The 22,745-nt window shown below is 53.2% G+C and carries 20 protein-coding genes; 5 read left to right on the forward strand and 15 right to left on the reverse strand.

The window, feature by feature from the left end; translation table 11 throughout:
• Nucleotides 1-2: 2 nt before the first annotated feature.
• From fabZ to rpsB, 12 genes are all read right to left on the reverse strand, one after another.
• Nucleotides 3-458 carry a 3-hydroxyacyl-ACP dehydratase FabZ gene (gene fabZ, locus GTGU_RS07680; RefSeq protein ID WP_038155523.1) on the reverse strand — a complete coding sequence of 152 codons (456 nt, stop codon included), beginning with the start codon at nucleotides 456-458 and terminating at the stop codon, nucleotides 3-5.
• A gap of 105 nt (nucleotides 459-563) precedes the next feature.
• Entirely contained in the window at nucleotides 564-1,589 is a 1,026-nt protein-coding gene (gene lpxD / locus GTGU_RS07685; protein WP_038155524.1) for a UDP-3-O-(3-hydroxymyristoyl)glucosamine N-acyltransferase, read from the reverse strand.
• Nucleotides 1,590-1,592: 3 nt separating this feature from the next.
• Nucleotides 1,593-2,087 carry a molecular chaperone Skp gene (gene skp / locus GTGU_RS07690; RefSeq protein WP_038155526.1) on the reverse strand — a complete coding sequence of 165 codons (495 nt, stop codon included), beginning with the start codon at nucleotides 2,085-2,087 and terminating at the stop codon, nucleotides 1,593-1,595.
• 121 nt (nucleotides 2,088-2,208) lie between these two features.
• Nucleotides 2,209-4,620, reverse strand: a complete 2,412-nt coding sequence (gene bamA / locus GTGU_RS07695) for an outer membrane protein assembly factor BamA (protein ID WP_038155528.1) — start codon at nucleotides 4,618-4,620, stop codon at nucleotides 2,209-2,211.
• Nucleotides 4,621-4,651: 31 nt separating this feature from the next.
• Nucleotides 4,652-6,004, reverse strand: coding sequence for a sigma E protease regulator RseP (gene rseP, locus GTGU_RS07700; protein ID WP_038155529.1), 1,353 nt, complete (start codon nucleotides 6,002-6,004; stop codon nucleotides 4,652-4,654).
• Between the two features lie 11 nt (nucleotides 6,005-6,015).
• Nucleotides 6,016-6,873, reverse strand: a complete 858-nt coding sequence (gene cdsA, locus GTGU_RS07705) for a phosphatidate cytidylyltransferase (RefSeq protein WP_038155530.1) — start codon at nucleotides 6,871-6,873, stop codon at nucleotides 6,016-6,018.
• A gap of 12 nt (nucleotides 6,874-6,885) precedes the next feature.
• Nucleotides 6,886-7,644: a (2E,6E)-farnesyl-diphosphate-specific ditrans,polycis-undecaprenyl-diphosphate synthase gene (gene ispU / locus GTGU_RS07710; RefSeq protein ID WP_038155531.1), complete on the reverse strand. Its 759-nt coding sequence runs from the start codon at nucleotides 7,642-7,644 to the stop codon at nucleotides 6,886-6,888.
• Between the two features lie 258 nt (nucleotides 7,645-7,902).
• Nucleotides 7,903-9,099: a 1-deoxy-D-xylulose-5-phosphate reductoisomerase gene (gene ispC, locus GTGU_RS07715; protein ID WP_038155532.1), complete on the reverse strand. Its 1,197-nt coding sequence runs from the start codon at nucleotides 9,097-9,099 to the stop codon at nucleotides 7,903-7,905.
• Nucleotides 9,100-9,195: 96 nt separating this feature from the next.
• The gene (gene frr / locus GTGU_RS07720; protein WP_038155538.1) at nucleotides 9,196-9,753 is read right to left on the reverse strand and encodes a ribosome recycling factor; all 558 of its coding nucleotides are present in this window, start codon (nucleotides 9,751-9,753) and stop codon (nucleotides 9,196-9,198) included.
• A 155-nt stretch (nucleotides 9,754-9,908) separates the two neighbouring features.
• Nucleotides 9,909-10,634 carry a UMP kinase gene (gene pyrH, locus GTGU_RS07725; protein ID WP_038155539.1) on the reverse strand — a complete coding sequence of 242 codons (726 nt, stop codon included), beginning with the start codon at nucleotides 10,632-10,634 and terminating at the stop codon, nucleotides 9,909-9,911.
• Between the two features lie 147 nt (nucleotides 10,635-10,781).
• Nucleotides 10,782-11,633 carry a translation elongation factor Ts gene (gene tsf, locus GTGU_RS07730; RefSeq protein ID WP_038155540.1) on the reverse strand — a complete coding sequence of 284 codons (852 nt, stop codon included), beginning with the start codon at nucleotides 11,631-11,633 and terminating at the stop codon, nucleotides 10,782-10,784.
• A 128-nt stretch (nucleotides 11,634-11,761) separates the two neighbouring features.
• Complete coding sequence (gene rpsB / locus GTGU_RS07735) at nucleotides 11,762-12,487, reverse strand: 30S ribosomal protein S2 (protein WP_038155542.1); 726 nt, start codon at nucleotides 12,485-12,487, stop codon at nucleotides 11,762-11,764.
• Nucleotides 12,488-12,805: 318 nt separating this feature from the next.
• On the opposite strand from rpsB, the gene map reads away from it, so the two are divergent.
• The 4 genes from map to GTGU_RS07755 all read left to right on the forward strand — a co-directional run bounded on the left by map (nucleotide 12,806) and on the right by GTGU_RS07755 (nucleotide 17,680).
• Entirely contained in the window at nucleotides 12,806-13,600 is a 795-nt protein-coding gene (gene map, locus GTGU_RS07740; RefSeq protein ID WP_038155544.1) for a type I methionyl aminopeptidase, read from the forward strand.
• A 60-nt stretch (nucleotides 13,601-13,660) separates the two neighbouring features.
• Complete coding sequence (glnD, locus tag GTGU_RS07745) at nucleotides 13,661-16,324, forward strand: bifunctional uridylyltransferase/uridylyl-removing protein GlnD (protein ID WP_038155546.1); 2,664 nt, start codon at nucleotides 13,661-13,663, stop codon at nucleotides 16,322-16,324.
• A gap of 32 nt (nucleotides 16,325-16,356) precedes the next feature.
• Nucleotides 16,357-17,181, forward strand: coding sequence for a 2,3,4,5-tetrahydropyridine-2,6-dicarboxylate N-succinyltransferase (gene dapD, locus GTGU_RS07750; protein ID WP_038155548.1), 825 nt, complete (start codon nucleotides 16,357-16,359; stop codon nucleotides 17,179-17,181).
• A gap of 109 nt (nucleotides 17,182-17,290) precedes the next feature.
• Entirely contained in the window at nucleotides 17,291-17,680 is a 390-nt protein-coding gene (locus GTGU_RS07755; protein WP_038155550.1) for a DUF3461 family protein, read from the forward strand.
• 45 nt (nucleotides 17,681-17,725) lie between these two features.
• Here GTGU_RS07755 and GTGU_RS07760 read toward each other — a convergent pair whose 3' ends face one another.
• The 3 genes from GTGU_RS07760 to dgt form a co-directional block, all read right to left on the reverse strand.
• Nucleotides 17,726-18,883, reverse strand: a complete 1,158-nt coding sequence (locus tag GTGU_RS07760) for a CdaR family transcriptional regulator (RefSeq protein WP_038155552.1) — start codon at nucleotides 18,881-18,883, stop codon at nucleotides 17,726-17,728.
• 153 nt (nucleotides 18,884-19,036) lie between these two features.
• A complete protein-coding gene (degP, locus tag GTGU_RS07765; RefSeq protein ID WP_038155554.1) occupies nucleotides 19,037-20,470 on the reverse strand; it encodes a serine endoprotease DegP in 1,434 nt (477 codons plus the stop codon).
• Nucleotides 20,471-20,612: 142 nt separating this feature from the next.
• Nucleotides 20,613-22,127: a dGTPase gene (gene dgt / locus GTGU_RS07770; protein ID WP_038155556.1), complete on the reverse strand. Its 1,515-nt coding sequence runs from the start codon at nucleotides 22,125-22,127 to the stop codon at nucleotides 20,613-20,615.
• Between the two features lie 82 nt (nucleotides 22,128-22,209).
• Between dgt and mtnN the strand changes: the two genes are divergently transcribed.
• A partial coding sequence (mtnN, locus tag GTGU_RS07775) for a 5'-methylthioadenosine/S-adenosylhomocysteine nucleosidase (RefSeq protein ID WP_038155558.1) occupies nucleotides 22,210-22,745 on the forward strand: 536 nt, incomplete at its 3' end.

A 22,745-nucleotide genomic window follows, 5' to 3' on the forward strand; every position in this document is an offset into this window, starting at 1 on the left:
TATCAGGCCTCCCGGCTACGCGCACACATCATAGTCGCTTCGCAGACCACTTTACCGTCAACCAGGGCAACGCCCTTGAAGCGGGTGAGGCCACGACGGGTTTTTTCAAAGGTCACTTCCATGATCATTTGATCGCCCGGCACAACCGGACGCTTAAAGCGGGCTTCATCGATACCGGCGAAATAATACAGCTCGCCAGGTTCCAGTTTGCCTACACTTTTGAACGCCAGAATGCCGGTGGCCTGCGCCATCGCTTCCAGGATCAGCACGCCTGGAAAAATCGGCTTACCAGGGAAGTGTCCCTGGAAAAACGGTTCGTTTACAGAAACATTTTTCACTGCGCGCAGAAAATGACCTTCTTCAAAATCCAGCACGCGATCGACCAGTAAGAACGGGTAGCGGTGCGGCAGAAGCTCTAAAATCTCTTCAATGTGCAGAGTATGAGTGTCAGTAGTCAAAATACTCTTCCTGTCAAAAATATACTGAATGGCAATAATAACACGGCCTGCCGCAATCTCAGGAATGCCGACAGGCCGGGAAATGCAGGTCTGAATGATGAATTTTTAGTCTTGTTGATTGACCTTGCGCTCAATACTCTTAAGACGCTTATTCATATCATCAATGTTCATCACCAGGGCTGCCGTTTTGCGCCACACTTTGTTCGGTTGCAACGGAATACCGGAGGAATAGATGCCAGGCTCGGTAATCGGACGCATCACCATGCCCATTCCGGTGACCGTAACCTTGTCGCAAATTTCCATATGCCCGTTAATCACGCTGGCGCCGCCAATCATGCAGTAACGGCCAATTTTCAGGCTGCCTGCCATGATAACGCCACCAGCAACCGCGGTATTGTCGCCAATAACCACGTTGTGTGCAATCTGGCACTGGTTATCAATGATAACCCCGTTGCCGATCACCGTGTCATCCAGTGCCCCACGGTCGATTGTGGTACAGGCGCCAATTTCAACGCGATCGCCGATGATGACGCGACCGAGTTGCGGGATCTTAACCCAGTTACCGCGATCATTGGCATAACCGAATCCGTCGGCACCAATGACTGTGCTGGACTGGATCAGGCAATTTTCGCCGATTTCAATCTCGTGGTAAACGGTAACGTTGGCCCACAGACGGGAACCCGCACCGATCTTTGTGTTTTTACCCACGAAGCAACCCGCGCCGATGACGACGTTATCGCCAAGTACGACGCCGGATTCAATCACCGCGTTCGCCCCAACTGAGACGTTGTTGCCAAGCGTCGCCGTCGCGTCGATCACGGCACTGGGGGCGATATTCTGTGCAGGTTGCGGCGTGGTATCAAGAATTTGTGCCATACGAGCATAGGTCAGGTAGGGATTCTTCACTACCAGCGCTGCGCTTTTGGCAAAAGGAAGATCGTCCTGCGTCATCACGATCGCAGAGGCCTGGCAAAGCGCCAGGTGTTCACGGTATTTAGGATTCACCATGAACGAAATGTGACCTGCTTTAGCAGATTGCATGGACGCAACGCCGGTGATGACGAGCTCGCCATCACCGTGTAATTCTGCATCCAACTGCTGAGCTAAATCAGCCAGTCGAATTGAAGGCATTACTTATTTAACCTGTTTCAGTACATCAGCGGTGATATCTTTGATATCGCTGCTGTTGTAAGCGACGGTGTTCGCGTCAACAACGAGGTCGATACTTTGATCGTCAGCCACTTTCTTCACGGCAGTCTGGATACGGGTGACCAGTTTACCGCGCTCTTCGTTAGAGCGACGCGCACGATCCTGCTCAAAAGCCTGCGCTTTCTGAGAGAAGGTCTGACGCTGAGACATGATGTCTTTTTCCAGTTTGCTACGGTCGCTGGCCTTCATGGTAGAACCATCGCGCTGCAAACGCTGCATTTTAGATTGCAGATCGGATTCCTGACGCTGCAGTTCGCCGGCACGGCCTTTGAACTCGTTTTCCAGCGTTGCAGAAACGCCTGTTTTCTGTGCAACCTGCTGGAACAGACTACCCATGTTAACAATCGCAATTTTGTCAGCTGCCTGAGCAGAAGTTGCCATTGCTAAACCGAGACCTGCAGCTAATAACCACTTTTTCACAATTAACTCCTTACCATCCCATATGTACCCTGAGGTACCGTCTTTTGCGTGGCCTGGCGACCACCGAAGTGTTCGCCTGAGTCATCGCTACACTGCAAATGCATTCCTTTGCACCGAACAATTACCAGGTTTTACCAATGTTAAACTGGAACTGCTCTGCTTTGTCTCCGTCGTATTTCTTGAACGGCTGGGCGTAGGAGAAGACCAACGGCCCCAATGGAGACATCCATTGTAATGCGATACCGGCTGACATACGGATATTACTCGGATCGCTATAATCCGGAATACCTGCTGCACGCGTTGCCGCTGTGTTCTCCCAATGGGTATCCCACACCGAGCCCGCATCCCAGAAGAAGGAAGTACGAATCGAGTTCGCGTACTTATCGCTGACAAACGGTGTTGGAACAATCAGCTCCACACTGGCGACGCCCATGGCGTTACCACCGACTGCATCATCAGACTTACAAATACCTGAGCTCTGATCACATTCATCCAGTCCTGGTGCGCCATAGTACGCGGCTTTCGGGCCGATGTTATTCGACTGGAAACCACGAACGGTGCTGGAGCCACCGGCATAGAAGTTTTCATAGAACGGCATCTCTTTGCCGCTCAGACCATCACCATAACCCCAACGGGTACGACCCAACACCACCCACTTGTGATCGTCATCGATCGGGAAGTAGGACGCGGTGTCCAGCGTCATTTTGTAGAACTCGTTATCTGAACCCGGGACCGTCACTTTACCGTTCAGGTTGACGCGGTTACCTTTCGTCGGGAAGAACCCGCGGTCGAGGTTGTTGTACGTCCAACCGTAGTTAAAGGTGAAGTCATCTGCCGAGAAACCGTTGTCATCCTGCGTGGTGCTGGCAGTCTGGCCGATAGAGGTCAGATAACGGTTCATCGCCACCTGCGGTTCCATGTTAGACAGGTCGTTATGGACGTAGCCTAAACCGGCGCGCAGCGTGTTGTATTCGTTAATCGGGAAGCCGAGCGTTCCGTCTACACCGTAACTCTTATTGGTGTATGAGGAGAGGTCAGCATCATCCGCTTTAAAATCATTGTAGAAGATTCGACCACCGAGGCTCACACCATCAACCGTAAAATATGGGTTGGTCACAGAAAATTCGGAATAGGTCTGATAATCGTTCTTGGTGCCGTTGATACCAACCGAGTAACCGGTACCTAACCAGTTATCCTGCTGCACGCCGACCTGGAAGCTAACACCGCTTTCTGTACCGTAACCCACGCCGAAGTTGAAGCTACCGGTGTTACGCTCTTTCACCTTGTAAACCACATCGACCTGATCCGGATTCCCTGAAACACGCTGGGTATCCACGTCTACAGTTTCGAAGTAGCCAAGACGGTTCAGACGCTCTTTCCCCTGGTCAACGAGATCGCTGCCGAGCCACGCGCCTTCCATCTGGCGCATTTCGCGACGCAGAACGGAATCTTTGGAGGTGTCGTTCCCTTCAAAGCGGATTTTACGCACGTAGTAACGGTTGCCGGCATCGACATTCACATGCAGCTTAACGGTTTTGTCGGCGTCGTTGATTTCAGGCTGAGACTGCACGCGCGGATAGGCGTAACCATAGCGACCGAGAAGTTTTTTGATGTCATCTTCCATTTTGGTCACTTTGGTCCCATTGTAGAGCTCACCCGGCTCAACTTTGGTCAGGCTTTCGATCTCGGCGGAGTGCCCCGCGAGGTTACCGCTCACTTCAACGCCAGACAGTTTGTACTGGTCGCCTTCAGTGATATTGACAGTAATGTAAATGCCTTTTTTGTCCGGCGTCAGGCTGACCTGCGTCGAATCAATGTTAAAGCGCGCATAACCGCGATCCAGATAGTAACTACGCAGGGTTTCGAGGTCGCCCGCCAGTTTCTGTTTCTGATATTTACGATCGCCTACCACGTTCCACCACGGCACTTCATCACGCAGCTGGAAGCTGGAGATCAGTTCGTCAGTGGTAAACGCGTGGTTACCCACGATGTTGATCTGTTGGATGGTAGCGGAGACGCCTTCCTGGAAGACCAGCTTGAGATCAACGCGGTTGCGTGGCAGTGGCGTGACCACCGCTTTAACGCTGGCGCTGTATTTACCTACGCTATAGTAAAAGTCTTCCAGCCCCTTCTCGATGTCGGAAAGGGTTGTGCGGTCCAGCGATTCGCCAACGCGAACACCGGAGGCTTCCAGGTTCTGCTTCAGCATGTCATCTTTCACCGACTTGTTGCCGGAGAAAGTGATGCTGGCAATAGTGGGACGCTCTTTTACCTGAACCAGCAGCGTATCACCATCCCGCAGAACGCGTACGTCCTCAAAGTTTCCGGTCGCGAACAGCGCGCGAATGGTGTTACTGATGTCGTCATCAGTCACCGTATCGCCCGGTCGCACAGGCATACTCAGAAGGGCCGCACCAACGGCGACTCGCTGCAAGCCTTCGAAATGAATGTCCTTCACTACGAACCCGTCAGCACCGTATACGGTCGCGCTGCTAAACAGCAGCGACGCTATAAGCAACTTTTTCATCGCCATCGTTATTATGCGTTCTTCCTAACCATCTCTCTTAGAGCCGAGAGAAATCATTGAAAAGTGCAAGCCCCATTAACAGCACCAGCAGAATTGAGCCAATGCGATAACTAAAGTCTTGAACTCGCTCGGATACCGGCCCGCCTTTTAGCTTTTCAATCGCTAAAAAGAGCAGATGACCCCCATCGAGTACGGGCAGCGGGAACAGGTTGATAATGCCGAGATTCACACTGATGAGCGCAAGAAACATCAGATAGTAAATCAACCCAAACTCCGCTGACATCCCAGCCCCCTGAGCGATAGAAATCGGCCCACTGAGGTTGTTCAGTTTTACGTCACCGGTTATCAATTTTCCTAACATACGAACCGTTAGCGTCATCAACTGCCAGGTTTTATCCGTGGCCTGAACGATCGCGTCAAACGGTCCATATTGCCGAACTGTCTTAAACTCATCGGGCAGCGGCGTGACTTTTGGCACCACTCCTGCAAACCCCTGAGCCACATCACTACCGCGTTTTGTATCGGGTATCAATGTTAATGACAAGGCACTGCCCTGCCGTTCAATCTCGAGTGCCAGTGGCTTACCAGGGTTGTCACGCACCAGCGTAACAAACGTCAACCATCGCGTCAGTGGCTGACCACCGACTTTAACGATCCTGTCGCCCGCTTGCAAACCTGCTTTGCTTGCCGCGGAACCAGGCTGAACCTCCGCCAGAACAGTCTCGATTTGCGCGCTCCGGGGATGGATACCCAGCGCGGTGACCGGATCCTCTTTATCTGGCTCAAAAGCCCAGTGCCGGAGATCAAGGATTTTATCCTGGCGCTGGGGACTTCCGAAAGGGGCAACCGTGATTGTCGTCTGAGAATCACCAATTTTTGCGACCAGCGCCAGACGCACTGCATCCCAATCAGGCGTTTCGATACCGTCAACGGCTTTAAGTTCCGTACCAGGTGCAATTTGTGCTTCTGCGGCAATCGAATTGGGCGTTATTTCACCAACCACAGGCCGAATACCCGGCACGCCAATGATGAACACCAGCCAGTAGGCGAAAATAGCAAAGAGGAAATTTGCCACCGGTCCGGCGGCGATGACAGCGGCGCGTTGCCCCACTGTTTTATTGTTGAACGCGTAATGGCGCATCTCCGGCGTAACCGGTTCAACGCGCTCATCGAGCATTTTGACGTAACCGCCAAGCGGGATCATGGCGACCACAAATTCGGTGCCGCGCTTATCGGTACGACGCCACAGCGCCTTACCAAAACCGATGGAAAAACGCTCGACACGGATACCGCAACGGCGAGCAACCCAGAAATGGCCAAACTCATGCACGGTGATCAGCACACCCAGCGCAATAATAAACGCAGCCAAATTCCAGAGAATGCTCAGCATAAAACCTTCCGTTAAATCGTCCTGAAAACTAACAATAACAGACAGGCGAAGACCGGAACAGCCGCCGTCAGGCTGTCAATGCGATCCAGAATACCGCCGTGCCCTGGAATCATATGACCGCTGTCTTTGATTCCCGCTTCCCGCTTGAACATACTCTCGGTGAGATCCCCGAGGACGGACGCTAACGCCGCCACAACGGAACAGAGTAACAAGGTGACCGGAGCCACTTCCAGATTTGCCCACATGCCATACACCCAGGAGATAATCGCCGCGGTGAATAACCCGCCGATAAATCCTTGCCATGTTTTCCCCGGAGAGACTTTCGGCGCCAGTTTATGCTTGCCGAACAGTTTTCCGAACATGTAAGCGCCGGAATCCGCGCCCCATACCAGCACCATGATATAGAGGAGCCACAGCGCGCCGCTGTAGTGATTCACTTCATAGTGCCAGGCGCGCAACGCCACCATGCCCCAGAAAAAAGGCACGATGGTCAGTAAACCAAAAATCAGACGCAACGTTTTAGAATTGCGCCACACCGCCGCCGAACCGGGGTAAGTCAACACCAGCAGCAACGCGACTATCCACCACCCGAGCGAGGCCCAGAGCGAGCCTTCAATCAACGGCAGATGGATGTTTTGATGATATTCCGGCAGCGAGAACAGCATAACCACCAGCAACAGGCCGCAAAGCACCGCCAGCCAGACTCGCTGTGTGCGAGACGTGAAACCGCTTAACTGACCCCATTCCCACGCCGCCAGCATACAGACGACAAGCGTGACAATGGCGAACCCCAACGGCGGCAAAAGGAACAATGCCGCGATGACAACGGGAATTAAAACGAAAGCAGAAATCAGGCGATACTTCAGCAAAAGCGACCCCCATCAGGCATTTTCGCCACCTGGCTCGGTGCCGCCGAAACGACGCTCACGATTGGCAAAGGCATGCAACGCCCCTTCAAAGTCTTGTTCATCGAAATCGGGCCAAAGAACATCGGTGAAATAAAGTTCCGCATAGGCAATTTGCCAGAGCAGAAAATTACTGATGCGATGTTCTCCCCCTGTCCTAATAACTAAATCTACGGGAGCCAGCTCGTGCATGCAGATTTGCTGACTCAGCAAATCTTCAGTGATTTGATCGGGGCGTAACGCGCCTTCCTGAACCTGTTCAGCCAGGTGCTGAACTCCCTGAATAATATCCCAACGACCGCCGTAATTTGCCGCAATATTGAGTGTTAACCCTGTATTATTCTGCGTCAATGCTTCGGCTTTACGAATTCGCTCCTGCAAACGCGCATTGAAGCGGCTGGTATCGCCAATAATGCGTAAACGCACATTGTGGCGATTCAGACTTTTAACCTCGCTATCCAGCGCCCAGACGAACAACTCCATCAATGCGCTGACTTCCTGCGCTGGCCGGTTCCAGTTTTCGCTACTGAATGCGTAAAGCGTTAACGCGCTGATACCATTATTTGCGGCAAAAGAGACCGCGCGACGAACGGATTTCGCCCCTGCTTTATGACCAAAGGCTCGTATCTTCCCTTGTCGCTTCGCCCAGCGCCCATTGCCGTCCATGATTATCGCCACATGATGACAGCCATGCGCGGGCAATTTTTCGCTGATTGGTTGATTCGCAGACAACATAACGCGTTAATGATCCATGAAAAGGAATTAGCGGTACTACGGAATACCCGCCCCTGACAGCCCATCACTGCGCTGCTGGCTTCGCGTCGACCCAGGGTCAAACACGGGATACAGTCTAAAGCTTTACGCAAAAAAAGCCGTGGAAAATCACGGCTCACCCGCCCGCAAACGATCAAATCGCTACGACAGGGTGGCGCAGACTATATCACCGAAGCCCTGCGCTAACAAATGCCGCGACTCAACACAGGCGGATTATCATCAGCTTGCGAAACGCATCACTTGTTTTTGCGCCATCTCACGCGCGCCAGCATCCACCGCAAGCACTTCATCAATACTTTGCGGTTCTGCCATCGACATCATCTCCAGTACCGATAAATTTAACGCGGCGATATCGGTAAAGCGAATGTGTCCTGCAAGAAACGCGGCAACGGTAACCTCATTCGCCGCGTTCAGCGTCGTGGTGGCCGCCTGACCATTCTCAAATGCGTCCATCGCCAGTTTCAGGCACGGATAGCGTTCATAATCAGGCGCGGCAAAGCTTAATGTTCCCAGCGAGCAGAAATCCAGCGGTTTGGCACCGGAAACGACGCGTGTGGGCCATCCCATCGTGTGGGCGATCGGCGTACGCATATCCGGCTCTCCCAATTGTGCCAGTACGCTGCCATCCAGATAACGCACCATCGAGTGAATCACCGATTGCGGATGCAGCAGGACTTCCATCTGCGCAGCTGACGCATTAAACAGCCAGCGGGCTTCGATATATTCCAGACCTTTGTTCATCATGGTGGCCGAATCAACGGAGATTTTTCGCCCCATCGACCAGTTCGGATGTTTACATGCCTGATCCGGCGTCATTGCCGCCAGTTCAGACAGCGCAGTTTCACGAAACGGGCCACCAGACCCGGTAAGCAGAATCGATGAAACGCCATTCTGCTCCAGGTCAGCGTATCCCAGGTTCTGCTGAATTGTTTCCGGCAAACTCTGAAAAATCGCGTTATGCTCACTGTCCACCGGCAATAACTGCGCGCCACTGCGTTTAACGGCGTCCATAAACAAACGCCCGCAAGTGACCAGCGCTTCTTTATTGGCCAGTAGCACCGTCTTCCCGGCGTGGATTGCGGCAAGCGTTGGCACCAGCCCTGCCGCGCCGACAATCGCCGCCATCACCTGGTCGACATCGTCCAGCGCAGCGATGTCGCTTGCCGCCTGTTGTCCGCTCATGACTTCCGTTCGGCTGCCGTGCTGCCTTAATGCCATTTTCAGCGCTTTCGCACTCTCATCATCATCCATCACGGCAAAGCGCGGCGTAAATTCCAGGCATTGCTCGACCATCCGGTCAACGTTTTTCCCGGCGACCAGCGCGGTAACGGCGAAACGGTCACGGTTATGACGCACCACATCCAGTGTGTTACAGCCAATTGAGCCCGTGGAGCCAAGAACGGTTAATTGCTTCATGAAAGATCCGAAGAATTTTAAAAGAGGTATAAAAAGCAAAACGCCGCCAGCAAAGCTATAAGCCTCCTGTACGGCGTTGTCGGCTATCCGCGCAAATCAGAACTGCATCAGTTCTGCTTCTTTTTCTGCCAGCGCGGTATCAATTTTCTTGATAGCCACGTCAGTCAGTTTCTGCACGTCATCCTGAGAACGGCGATCATCATCTTCGCTGATCTCTTTGTCTTTCAACAGCGCTTTTACTTTGTCGTTCGCATCACGGCGCACGTTACGCACGGCCACACGGCCCTGCTCTGCTTCGCCACGCACGACTTTGATCAGATCTTTACGACGTTCTTCGGTCAGCGGCGGCAGTGGAACACGGATGTCGCTACCCGCAGAACTTGGGTTCAGACCCAGATCGGACGCCATGATGGCTTTCTCAACCGCCGGCCCCATAGAACGATCGAACACGTTGATTTTCAGCGTGCGGGTATCTTCTACGGTAACGCTGGCCAACTGACGCAGCGGCGTTGGGGTGCCGTAATATTCGACGACAATGCCATCCAGCAGGCTGGGAGAAGCACGGCCCGTGCGAATTTTGCTGATTTGGTTTTTGAACGCTTCTACGCATTTTTCCATGCGTACTTCAGCATCTTTTCTGATATCGCTAATCACGTTACGAATCCTTGAAAACTTGTCTCAGTCAGACCAGACAGTCACACCGCGAAGAATAAAGTGTGCTAAGTATAGTCTCGTTTAAATCATGCCACCGGGTAAATAACCCGCCAATGTTAAAGCGGAATCTTACCCGTATTTGGCCGCGACGGAAATTATTCCGTGATTAAAGTGCCTTCTTTTTCGCCCATCACCACGCGACGCAGTGCGCCAGGTTTGTTCATGTTGAAAACGCGAATCGGCAGGTTATGGTCACGAGCCAGCGTAAAGGCAGCCAGATCCATGACTTTTAATTCTTTTTCCAGCACATCCTGATAGGTGAGCTGATCGTACAGCGTCGCTGTCGGATCCTTCATTGGATCAGCGGAAAAGACACCGTCCACTTTGGTGGCTTTAAGCACTACATCCGCTTCAATCTCGATACCGCGCAGGCAAGCAGCGGAATCAGTCGTGAAGAACGGGTTGCCTGTCCCTGCAGAGAGGATCACCACACGGTTGTTGCGCAGCAGGCTGATGGCTTCCGCCCAGCTGTAGTTATCACACACGCCATTCAGCGGAATCGCTGACATCAGACGAGCATTCACATAGGCGCGATGCAGTGCGTCACGCATTGCCAGACCGTTCATTACCGTCGCCAGCATACCCATGTGATCGCCCACCACGCGGTTCATACCCGCTTTCGCAAGCCCTGCGCCGCGGAATAAGTTACCGCCACCAATCACCACTCCGACCTGGATACCCAGTTCAACCAGTTCCTTAATTTCCTGCGCCATACGGTCGAGAATGCTTGCATCAATGCCGAAGCCTTCTGAGCCCTGCAGCGCTTCGCCACTCAGCTTAAGCAGAATACGTTTGTAGACGGGTTTTGCGTTGGTAGCCATGTTTCTTTCCTGAGACTGTCACGAATGGGATGGTTTTAATCTGGCGACATCATGCGTTGCTTCACAGTCGTACCCAATCGGAGCTGACTGAATTTCACATGATGGGTACAAAGAAGAGCCGCCCTCAGGCGGCTCCTTTTACAGCGATTAAGACTGTCTGGACATTGCAGCAACTTCGGCTGCGAAGTCAGTCTCAACTTTCTCAATGCCTTCGCCCACTTCAAAGCGGATGAAGCCAGTCACGTCAGCATTGTGCTCTTTCAGCAGCTGACCAACTGTTTTGCTCGGATCCATAACGAAAGGCTGACCAGTCAGAGAAACTTCGCCGGTGAATTTCTTCATGCGACCTTCAACCATTTTCTCTGCGATTTCTTTCGGCTTACCAGACTGCATGGCAATGTCCAACTGAACCTGGTACTCTTTTTCTACGACGTCAGCAGACACATCTTCCGGCTTAACGAATTCCGGCTTGCTTGCAGCAACGTGCATTGCCAGTTGTTTAACCAGTTCTTCGTCAGCGCCAGTTGCAGCAACCAGAACGCCGATACGCGCGCCGTGCAGGTAGCTGCCCAGCACGTTGCCTTCCAGGGAAGATACGCGACGGATGTTGATGTTCTCGCCGATTTTAGCAACCAGGGCAACACGCTCTTCTTCGAACTGTGCTTTCAGAACTTCAACGTCAGTGATTTTGCCAGCAGTTGCCGCGTCCAGAACTTTGTTAGCAAATGCCTGGAAGCCACCATCTTTCGCAACGAAGTCAGTCTGGCAGTTTACTTCCAGAATCACACCGTAGTTGCCTTCGATTTTGGTGAGGATCACGCCGTCAGCAGCCACGTTGCCTGCTTTTTTCGCCGCTTTGATAGCGCCGGATTTACGCATGTTCTCGATTGCCAGCTCGATGTCGCCGTTAGCTTCAACCAGAGCTTTTTTACATTCCATCATGCCTGCGCCAGTACGTTCGCGCAGCTCTTTTACCAGGGAAGCGGTAATTTCAGCCATTCTAAAATCCTCGGGAGATTGAGACCTGCCTGGCTCCCGGCCAAACAGATATAAAAGTGAAAAAGGGGCCGTAAAAAGGCCCCTAACCAAACTCAGTACTACCTGGTTAAATAAGGGCTTGAACCTTATTATTCAGCTTCTACGAAGCTTTCTTCCGCCTGAGAAGCCAGATCCTGAGAACGGCCTTCACGAATGGTCGCAGCAACTGCGCCCAGGTACAGGCTGACAGCACGGATAGCATCGTCGTTACCCGGGATAACGAAATCAACGCCGTCCGGATCAGAGTTAGTATCAACGATAGCAAATACCGGAATACCCAGGTTGTTTGCTTCTTTGATAGCGATGTGCTCGTGGTCAGCGTCGATAACGAACAGTGCGTCCGGCAGGCCGCCCATGTCTTTGATACCGCCCAGGCTGTTTTCCAGCTTGTCCAGCTCACGAGTGCGCATCAGCGCTTCTTTTTTGGTCAGCTTTTCGAAAGTACCGTCCTGAGACTGAGTTTCCAGATCTTTCAGACGTTTGATGGACTGACGAACGGTTTTCCAGTTAGTCAGCATACCGCCCAGCCAGCGATGGTTCACGAAGAACTGGTCGCAGCTGTTAGCAGCTTCTTTCACCGCTTCGCTTGCAGCGCGTTTGGTACCAACGAAAAGGATTTTACCTTTGCGAGAAGAGATCTTGTTCAGTTCAGCCAGCGCTTCATTGAACATCGGTACAGTTTTCTCAAGGTTGATGATATGAACGTTGTTACGCGCACCGAAGATGAACGGCTTCATTTTCGGGTTCCAGTAACGGGTCTGGTGACCGAAGTGAACACCAGCCTTGAGCATGTCGCGCATGGAAACAGTTGCCATGTTTAAAACCTCTATATAAAAGTTGGGGTTATGCCTCCACGTATCCCATATTACCGACCCCAAAGGGCACCCCGGAATATGTGCCGATACGTGTGTGTTGTTACACAAAGTGAGATTTATCGCTTCCGTCCAGCCTGTGTTTCTGAAATGGATCGGAAGTCCGGCGCGCTTTATACCACAAATCGCCGTCAGAAACCAATAATTGTTGGCGCTGCGTGCGGTACTGGATTCTCAATTTGGCAGGATGTACGCCAGGCTGATACCATTGCAGCACTTAGACTAGTATTGCCGAAAAATCGGCCCTGATGGACAGAATTCATGGCTATCTCAATCAAGACCCCTGAAGAAATCGAAAAAATGCGCGTCGCAGGCAAACTGGCCGCAGATGTGCTGGAAATGATCGAACCGTATATCAAACCAGGCGTAAGCACTGGCGAGCTGGATCGCATCTGCAACGACTATATTGTTAACGAACAACATGCGATCTCCGCCTGCCTCGGCTACCACGGCTTCCCGAAATCCGTGTGTATTTCTATTAATGAAGTGGTGTGCCACGGCATTCCGGATGACGAAAAACTATTAAAAGATGGTGATATCGTCAACATCGACGTGACCGTTATTAAAGACGAGTACCACGGCGATACCTCAAAAATGTTTATTGTCGGTAAGCCGACGATTTTGGGCGAACGCCTGTGCCGTATCACTCAGGAAAGCCTGTATCTCGCGCTGAAAATGGTGAAACCAGGCATTCGCCTGCGTTCCCTTGGTGCTGCGATTCAGAAATTTGTTGAAGCGGAAGGTTTCTCCGTCGTGCGCGAATACTGTGGTCACGGCATTGGCCGCGGTTTCCACGAAGAACCGCAGGTGCTGCACTATGACGCTGATGACGGCGGCGTGGTACTGAAACAGGGCATGACCTTCACCATTGAGCCGATGGTCAACGCCGGTGACTACCGCATCCGTACCATGAAAGACGGCTGGACGGTGAAAACCAAAGACAGAAGCTTGTCTGCGCAATATGAGCATACTATTGTGGTGACGGACAACGGCTGCGAAATTCTGACGCTACGCAAGGATGACACCATCCCGGCGATAATCTCGCACAACGAATGATGAAGAGCCGGCGAAAGCCGGCTTTTTTATGGGTGATAGCTTTCTCTTATGGGTGGCGCGATGAACATTTCTTTACCTGACACCACACTGCCTGTTTTGCCCGATCAACCCGCGAACCCGGTTTCGTGGCCGGAAACATTCCTCGACTGCACGACAATCAAAGTGCAGCTGGAAACTTTCCAGCGCTGGCTCGGCGATGCCTTCGACAGCGGAATTTCCGCCGAACAACTGATTAACGCCCGCACCGTGTTTATCGATCAGCTACTGCAACGCCTGTGGCTGCATTACGGCTTTGGAGAGATAAGCGATGTGGCGCTGGTGGCGGTGGGCGGCTACGGGCGCGGCGAACTGCACCCGTTGTCAGATATCGATCTGTTGATACTCAGCCGGAAAAAACTGCCGGACGACGCGGCACAAAAAATCGGCGAACTGCTGACGCTGTTATGGGACGTCAAGCTGGAGGTCGGTCACAGCGTCCGCACGCTGGAAGAGTGCCTGCTGGAAGGGCTTTCCGATCTCACTGTCGCCACCAATCTGATAGAAACCCGCCTGCTTATTGGCGACGTCGCGCTGTTTCTCGAACTACAAAAGCACATTTTCAGCGAGGGGTTCTGGCCCTCTGAGAAATTCTTTGCCGCCAAAGTGGAAGAACAAAATGATCGCCATCAGCGCTACCACGGCACCAGCTATAATCTTGAGCCGGATATCAAAAGCAGCCCTGGCGGCTTACGGGATATTCACACCCTGCAGTGGGTCGCCCGCCGTCACTTTGGCGCCACCTCGCTCGATGAAATGGTCGGTTTCGGCTTTCTGACAGAGGCCGAACGCAACGAACTGAATGAGTGCCTGCATCTGCTGTGGCGTATTCGTTTTGCGCTCCATCTGGAACTTAATCGCTACGATAACCGTCTGCTGTTTGACCGCCAGTTGAGCGTCGCGCAACGCCTCAACTACCATGGCGAAGGCAATGAGCCGGTTGAGCAGATGATGAAGGACTTTTACCGCGTCACCCGTCGCGTCGGCGAGCTGAACCAGATGTTGCTCCAGCTGTTTGACGAAGCCATTCTGGCGCTGACCGAAGACGAAAAACCGCGCCCGCTGGATGACGATTTCCAGTTACGTGGCACGCTCATTGATCTCCGTGACGAAACGCTGTTCATGCGCGAGCCACAGGCGATCCTACGCATGTTCTACATCATGGTGCGTAACAGTACCATCACCGGGATCTACTCCACCACACTGCGCCATTTACGCCATGCCCGCCGTCATCTGGCGCAGCCGCTGTGTTATATTCCGGAGGCGCGGTCGATTTTCCTCAGCATGCTGCGTCACCCCGGCGCGGTTCGCCGCGGTCTGCTGCCCATGCACCGCCACAGCGTGTTGTGGGCCTATATGCCGCAGTGGTCGCACATCGTCGGACAAATGCAGTTCGATCTGTTTCATGCCTACACGGTCGATGAGCACACCATTCGCGTCCTGCTGAAACTGGAAAGTTTTGCTCATGAAGAGACCCGTCCGCAGCACCCACTGTGCGTTGAGCTCTGGCCGCGGCTGAATCACCCGGAACTGATCCTCATCGCCGCGCTATTCCATGATATCGCCAAAGGGCGTGGCGGTGACCATTCCGTGCTCGGCGCGCAGGATGTGCTGAAATTTGCCGAATTGCACGGTCTCAACTCCCGCGAAACCCAGCTTGTCGCCTGGCTGGTGCGCCATCACCTGTTGATGTCGGTCACTGCGCAACGCCGCGATATTCAGGATCCTGAAGTCATTAAACAATTTGCCGAAGCCGTGCAGACCGAAAACCGCTTGCGCTTTCTGGTCTGCCTGACCGTCGCCGATATCTGCGCCACCAACGAAACGCTGTGGAACAGCTGGAAACAGAGCCTGCTGCGTGAACTCTATTTCGCGACGGAGAAACAGCTCCGCCGAGGCATCCAGAGCATGCCGGATATGCGCGAACGCGTGCGTCATCATCAGTTGCAGGCGCTGGCGCTGCTGCGGATGGATAACATTGACGAAGAGGCGTTGCATCAGATTTGGGCGCGCTGTCGCGCTAACTATTTTGTGCGCCACACGCCAAACCAACTCGCCTGGCATGCGCGCCATCTGTTGCAGCACGATCTTAAGCAGCCGTTGATTCTGCTCAGCCCACAGGCGACACGCGGTGGCACGGAGATTTTCATCTGGAGCCCTGACCGCCCTTACCTCTTCGCCGCCGTCTGTGCGGAACTCGACAGGCGTAATCTCAGCGTTCATGACGCGCAGATTTTCACCACCCGCGATGGCATGGCGATGGATACCTTTATCGTGCTGGAGCCCGACGGCAGCCCGCTTTCAGCGGATCGCCATGAGGTAATCCGCCATGGTCTGGAGCAGGCCATTACCCAGCGCGCGTGGCAGCCGCCAACACCGCGCCGTAAACCGGCAAAACTGCGTCATTTTACCGTCGATACCGAAGTCAGTTTCCTGCCGACGCATACCGACAGAAAATCCTTCCTTGAGCTGATCGCCCTCGATCAGCCCGGTTTGCTGGCGCGTGTCGGCCAGGTATTTGCCGATCTCGGCATTTCGCTCCACGGGGCGAGGATCACCACGATTGGCGAGCGAGTAGAAGATTTATTTATAATCGCTACCGCCGACCGGCGTGCCCTTAATAATGCGCTGCAACAAGAAGTGCAACAGCGGTTGACAGCAGCCCTCAATCCAAACGATAAAGGGTAACGTTATTTTTTTAGTAAATGGAAAGAGAAACAATGCAGCAGTTACAGAACGTTATTGAGTCCGCTTTTGAACGTCGTGCCGAGATCACCCCGGCAAACGTAGATACTGTTACCCGCGAAGCGGTTAACCAGGTCATTTCCCTGCTTGATTCCGGTGCCTTGCGTGTTGCCGAAAAAATCGAGGGTCAATGGGTGACCCATCAGTGGCTGAAGAAAGCGGTACTGCTCTCTTTCCGTATTAACGATAATCAGGTCATTGATGGTGCAGAAAGCCGCTACTTCGATAAAGTGCCGATGAAATTCGCGGATTACGATCAGGCGCGTTTCCAGAAAGAAGGTTTCCGCGTTGTGCCACCCGCTGCGGTGCGTCAGGGTGCATTCATCGCCCGCAACACCGTGCTGATGCCGTCTTATGTCAACATCGGCGCGTATGTTGACGAAGGTTCGATGGTCGATACCTGGGCAACCGTCGGCTCCTGCGCACAGATTGGTAAAAACGTTCACCTCTCCGGCGGCGTTGGCATCGGCGGTGTACTGGAACCGCTGCAGGCTAACCCGACTATCATTGAAGATAACTGCTTCATCGGCGCACGTTCTGAAATCGTTGAGGGGGTGATCGTCGAAGAAGGCGCGGTGATCTCCATGGGTGTGTACATCGGCCAGAGCACCAAAATTTACGATCGCGAAACCGGCGAAGTCCATTACGGCCGCGTCCCGGCCGGCTCCGTCGTCGTTTCCGGCAACCTGCCGTCAAAAGACGGCAAATACAGCCTGTACTGTGCAGTTATTGTCAAAAAAGTCGACGCCAAAACGCGCGGCAAAGTCGGTATTAACGAGCTGTTACGCACCATCGATTAATATCGGGATTGAAAAGCGGGTTTGCCCCGCTTTTTTTACACGTTGCGCTGGCGGAAATGGATTTTTTCATTAATTATTCAATAGTTATATTGAAATTAGGGGTACCGCTATGTACGACAATCTGAAAAGTCTGGGCATTACCAATCCTGATGAAATCGATCGTTACAGCCTCCGGCAGGAAGCCAATAACGATATCCTGAAAATCTATTTCCAGAAGGATAAAGGCGAGTTTTTCGCTAAGAGCGTGAAATTCAAATATCCGCGCCAGCGTAAGACCGTCGTGGCGGACGGTGTGGGGCAGGGCTACAAAGAAGTGCAGGAAATCAGCCCGAATCTGCGCTATGTGATCGATGAATTAGATCAAATCTGCCTGCGCGATCGCACTGAAGTTGATCTGAAGCGTAAGATCCTCGACGACCTTCGTCATCTGGAAAGCGTGGTCACTAACAAGATCAATGAAATCGAAGCGGATCTTGAAAAGCTGACCCGCACCAAATAAGTAGTTTATTGCCGGGTGGCGGTGACGCCTTACCCGGCAATCACTTCACCGCTGTTCATCCAGCTGCAGCGCAATATAGAGCAGCAGCCGGTCGTCAAAATTCCCCAAATCCAGCCCGGTCAGTTCTGAAATGCGGTTCAGGCGATACTCGAGCGTATTGCGATGAATAAAGAGTGCTTTTGACGTCGCCAGCGGCTGGACGTTGTGGCGAAACCAGGCCTGCAACGTGCGGCGCAACAGCCCGTTGTTGTCCATCGCTTTCAGCCGCACCAGTGGGCGGGCCAGTTCATTCGCCTGCCAGCCGCCGCGCAGACTGTCGAGCAGCACGGGTAACATCAAATCCTGATAAAAATAGCTGCGGCTGTCGGGCATTCGTTGTTTGCCAACCATCATCGTTGTTCGCGCCGTGCGCCAGGAACGCGCAATACTGCCCGGCCCGGTAAAGTAGTTGCCCAGCGCCACGCGAAACCGTAGCTGACCGTTCTCTTTCATGCGGGAGATCAGCTGTTCCACACGGCGGCGATGATCATCCGCGTCCCAGCGACCAAAGGCGTTCAGCGCTGGTTTCAGCACCACCATTTCGGTTAGCGACACAATTGCGATCAGGTTATTGCGTTCGGGGGTGGTCAGCGCCGTCTGCAACTGTTGCAGCTCCGCCATCGCGCTGTCTACGCCGAGCTGCCCGCTGTCGACTTCCACCACTGCCGCAACACGCGGCTGATTAAGATCGATGCCCAGCCGCTGCGCCCACTCCGTCAGCGCCGGGGTATTCTCTTCTGCCTGAATCAGGTTCATCACCAGCTCTTCACGCAGGCGGCTGTCCTGCGCCAGCAAGTGCATCAGACGGGATTGTTCCAGCATCATTTCGGCGGTCATACACACCAGTTCGCCGTATTTGCGCAGGGATTCCGGTTCGCCCGTCAGACCAATAACGCCGACGATCTCCCCTTCCAGGCGCAACGGCAGGTTGATCCCTTCCCGAACGCCATGCAGATGGCGGGCGACGGCGTGATCGATGTCCACAACCCGGCCCTGTGACAGCACCAGTAACGCGCCTTCGTGCAATTCCCCAATGCGCTCACGATCGCCGCTACCGATAATTCGCCCGCGGGCATCCATTACGTTGATATTGGTATCGATGATGCGCATGGTTCGCGCCACGATATCCTGCGCCATTTTGGTATCAAGATGCCAGCCAGCCATATCCCCTCCTGTCAGCAGAGCAACAGATTAGTGAAGATACTACGCTATCACATTGTGCAGATGCACAAACCAGCAGTGAGATCTATGGAGATGTGGGAATAATCACAAATTGGAAAGAAAGCGGCCCCTCCCGGACGGGAGAGGCCATGGGGATTACTGCATCAGCAGGTAGATGGTGCTGTCACCACGCTGAATATTCAGCGCCAGAACCGACGGTTTGCTGTCGAGGATCTTACGCAGATCCGCGATATTTTTCACAGGCTGCTGGTTAGCGCCGACGATAATATCGCCTTTCTTCAGACCAATCTGCGCGGCCGGAGAAGCGGCTTTCACGGCATTTACCACCACACCTTTGTCCTGGCCTTTGTTGCTCATCTCAGCGCCTTCAATGCCATTGAAGATAGAGCTGGATTCCACCTGCGTCTGGCTGCTCTGTTGCAACTCCAGCGACACGGTCATCGGTTTGCCGTCACGCAGCAGACCCAGGCTGACTTTGCTGCCGACCGGCATTGAGCCCACCTGCGCACGCAGCGCCGCGAAGCTACTGATCGGTTTACCGTCCAGCGAAGTAATGACATCGCCCGCTTTAACACCGGCTTTAGCAGCGGAGGAGTTCGGCATGACCTGGCTGACGAAGGCCCCACGCTGGGCATCGACTTTCATCGCTTTCGCCAGCTCAGAGTTTAGTTCGGTACCCATAATGCCAAGCTCGCCGCGTTTCACCTGGCCGTACTTGACCATCTGCTCGGTCAGGTTTTTCACCATATTGCTCGGAATCGCAAAGCCGATGCCGATGTTGCCGCCGTCTGGTGCGAGGATCGCGGTGTTGATACCGATCAGTTCACCATTCAGGTTAACCAGCGCGCCGCCGGAGTTCCCGCGGTTAATCGCCGCATCGGTCTGGATAAAGTTTTCGTAGTTTTCCACGTTCAGGCCGCTACGGCCCAGTGCGGAGACAATCCCGGAGGTGACGGTTTCGCCGAGACCAAACGGGTTACCAATTGCCACCGTGTAATCACCCACACGCAGCGCATCGGAGTCAGCGAGTTTAATCGCCGTCAGGTTTTTCGGATCCTGAACCTGAATCAGAGCGATGTCGGAGCGCGGATCTTTACCGACGACTTTGGCGTCTAATTTGCGACCATCACTCAGTTGCACTTTAATGGACGTCGCGTTGTCGACCACGTGGTTGTTAGTCACCACATACCCTTTCGCGGCATCAATAATCACACCGGAGCCCAGCGCCATGAATTTTTGCTGCTGACCGCCGCCGTTACCGCCTGCGCCAGGACCACCCTGACAGAACGGGGAGCTCTGGAACGGAGAGCCATCCTGGCAGAACGGGGAGTCATCACCAAAGAACTGCTGGAAGTTACGCGGCATCCGCGGTGTATTAACAGTAGTGCTACCCTCTACGTTAATACTAACCACTGAAGGCATGACTTTTTCAAGCATCGGCGCAAGGCTCGGCATCGGCTGCGCTGTAGCTGCCGCTGAGGCCGTTTCCGCCGCCGTCGCCGACAGTGGCGATAACGCTAAGCTTAAACTCAGAGCCAGTGCACTCATTGCTAACGTGGTTTTTTTCATGTTTCTCAATCTCAATTCCAATTTTCAAATAGGACAAAACGCTGTGTACGTCACTATCAGATTCACTTTATAGCGGGAAGTTCCGGAATTAAGTTTATGGAAAAAGTAAAAAAATATTGTCCATCTTTACAAAACTCACCGCTTATTCCACCGCCATCAGACGACGGTATTCATCCCAGGCGTAGAGATCAGTCATGCCGCTGATATAGTCCTGAATCAGGCGGCAACGATAATAATATTCCATCACTACGAACGCGGTTGAATCACGCGGAATTTTATTAACCGCTTCGATATAGGCCAGTCGATGACGGGTCGACAGTTTTTGAAACAGCCGCGATTCAATCGGTAAATGACGCAGCCGTTCTTTTGTGACCAGTTCGCTAAAATCGTGCTCCGATAATTCCAGCAATGGCTTGTAGATCTCCAGCAGGCCACTAATAACACGGTATCCCTGCAATTCCAGCTGTTCAACATCCGGGTGACAGAACACATGCTTCATTGCCACCTTTTTATAAAGATCAAGCAGTTGGCTAAAGTCGCTGTCATCTTCCAGTAGCGCATGGTTAAATTCACCGTCAAAAATCTGCGCGATATTATCAATAAAGCGTTGCGCCGCATAAGGCACCAGCTTATTCAGCGTATTGACCCGCAAATACATAAAGAACTGATCTTCTGTGCTACGGCTCAGGGAATTTGAACGCGATTTATCCCACGCATTCTCGACCACCTGAGAAAACAGCGATCCTTTTTCATGATGACCCCAGGCGTCATGCAGATGCTGATATAACTGCTCAACGCTAAAGATGCGTTTTTCAACCGCATCTTCAAGATCTGCCACGCAATAAGAAATGTCATCCGCAGCTTCCATTATCCAGGTCAGAGGGAAACGACTGTAAGGCGCCAGTGAAAGTTCTTTACGCAGCCGCGCAATGTAAGGTTCTTCTGACAGATAATAACCCGGTTTTTTCATCAAATAGCTATGAGTCTGGGGCGGCGGCCCCACCCACCATGCCGGGCGGGTATATTTCAGAATGCACCCCACCTGCGCCCAGGTAAGATTCATACGCATCAGCGTGTGCACCAGACGAATCCCCTGCGCGTTGCCTTCAAACTGACACAGATCCTGGCGCACTTTGCGCCGTTGCTCGTTCAGTGACTCTTCCCCTTCCCGTAGCTGTAACCCCTGCACCACGCAGCGATCATCGCTCAGCGGCTGGCTGGCCGCATCGCTCGGGAACAGTCGCTGACGGAACCAGTCGTTAATCGCCGCTTCGCCAAAATGGCCAAAGGGCGGATTGCCAATATCGTGCATCAGGCAGGCCATCTCGACAATGCTCTCAAACGGCCCGGTGAGTTCGTCCAATCCGTAAACCGTCAGCAGCTTTTGTTCTTTCAGGCGTGTCAGTACTTCTTTTGCGATATAACGCCCGACCTGCTGAACCTCCAGCGAATGGGTAAGACGCGTGCGCACCGCGGCATTGCGCTCCAGCGGAAAGACCTGGGTTTTTTGCTGCAACCGACGAATCGCTGGCGAATTGATGATGCGCCCGCGGTCGCTTTCGAAAATGCGCAGGATCTCATGTTCGGTCTTCTCGCCCTGCGGAGAACGATAACGCCGACGCCAGTTTATTTTGTTGCGAAAGTCGATCTTAGCCATACCCGCTCCCGGTCCGGAAATGCGCATCTTCTGAGCGCATGATAAACTATGCCTTTAATTATGACTTATCGCGAGTAAATCTATGAAAATCGGCATTATTGGTGCAATGGAAGAAGAAGTTACGCTGCTGCGTGACAAAATCGAGAACCGCAAAACGCTCACACTCGGCGGAAGCGAAATTTACACCGGTACGCTGAATGGCACAGAGATCGCATTGCTCAAATCCGGGATCGGTAAAGTGGCGGCGGCGATGGGCGCAACCCTGCTGCTCGAGCATTGCAAACCCGATGTGATTATTAACACCGGTTCCGCTGGCGGTCTTGCCCCGACGCTGAAAGTGGGCGACATCGTAGTTTCTGACGAAGCGCGTTATCACGACGCCGACGTCACCGCCTTTGGTTACGAATACGGTCAGTTGCCGGGCTGCCCGGCAGGTTTTAAAGCGGATGAAAAACTGATCGCCGCCGCAGAAAGCTGCATCAGCGCGCTGAACCTGCACGCGGTGCGCGGGCTTATCGTCAGCGGCGATGCCTTTATCAACGGCTCTGTCGGCCTAGCAAAAATTCGCCACAACTTCCCGCAGGCGATTGCCGTAGAGATGGAAGCGACTGCCATTGC

It is taken from the genome of Trabulsiella guamensis ATCC 49490 (assembly GCF_000734965.1).
In the GTDB taxonomy this organism is placed as follows: Bacteria; Pseudomonadota; Gammaproteobacteria; order Enterobacterales; family Enterobacteriaceae; genus Trabulsiella; species Trabulsiella guamensis.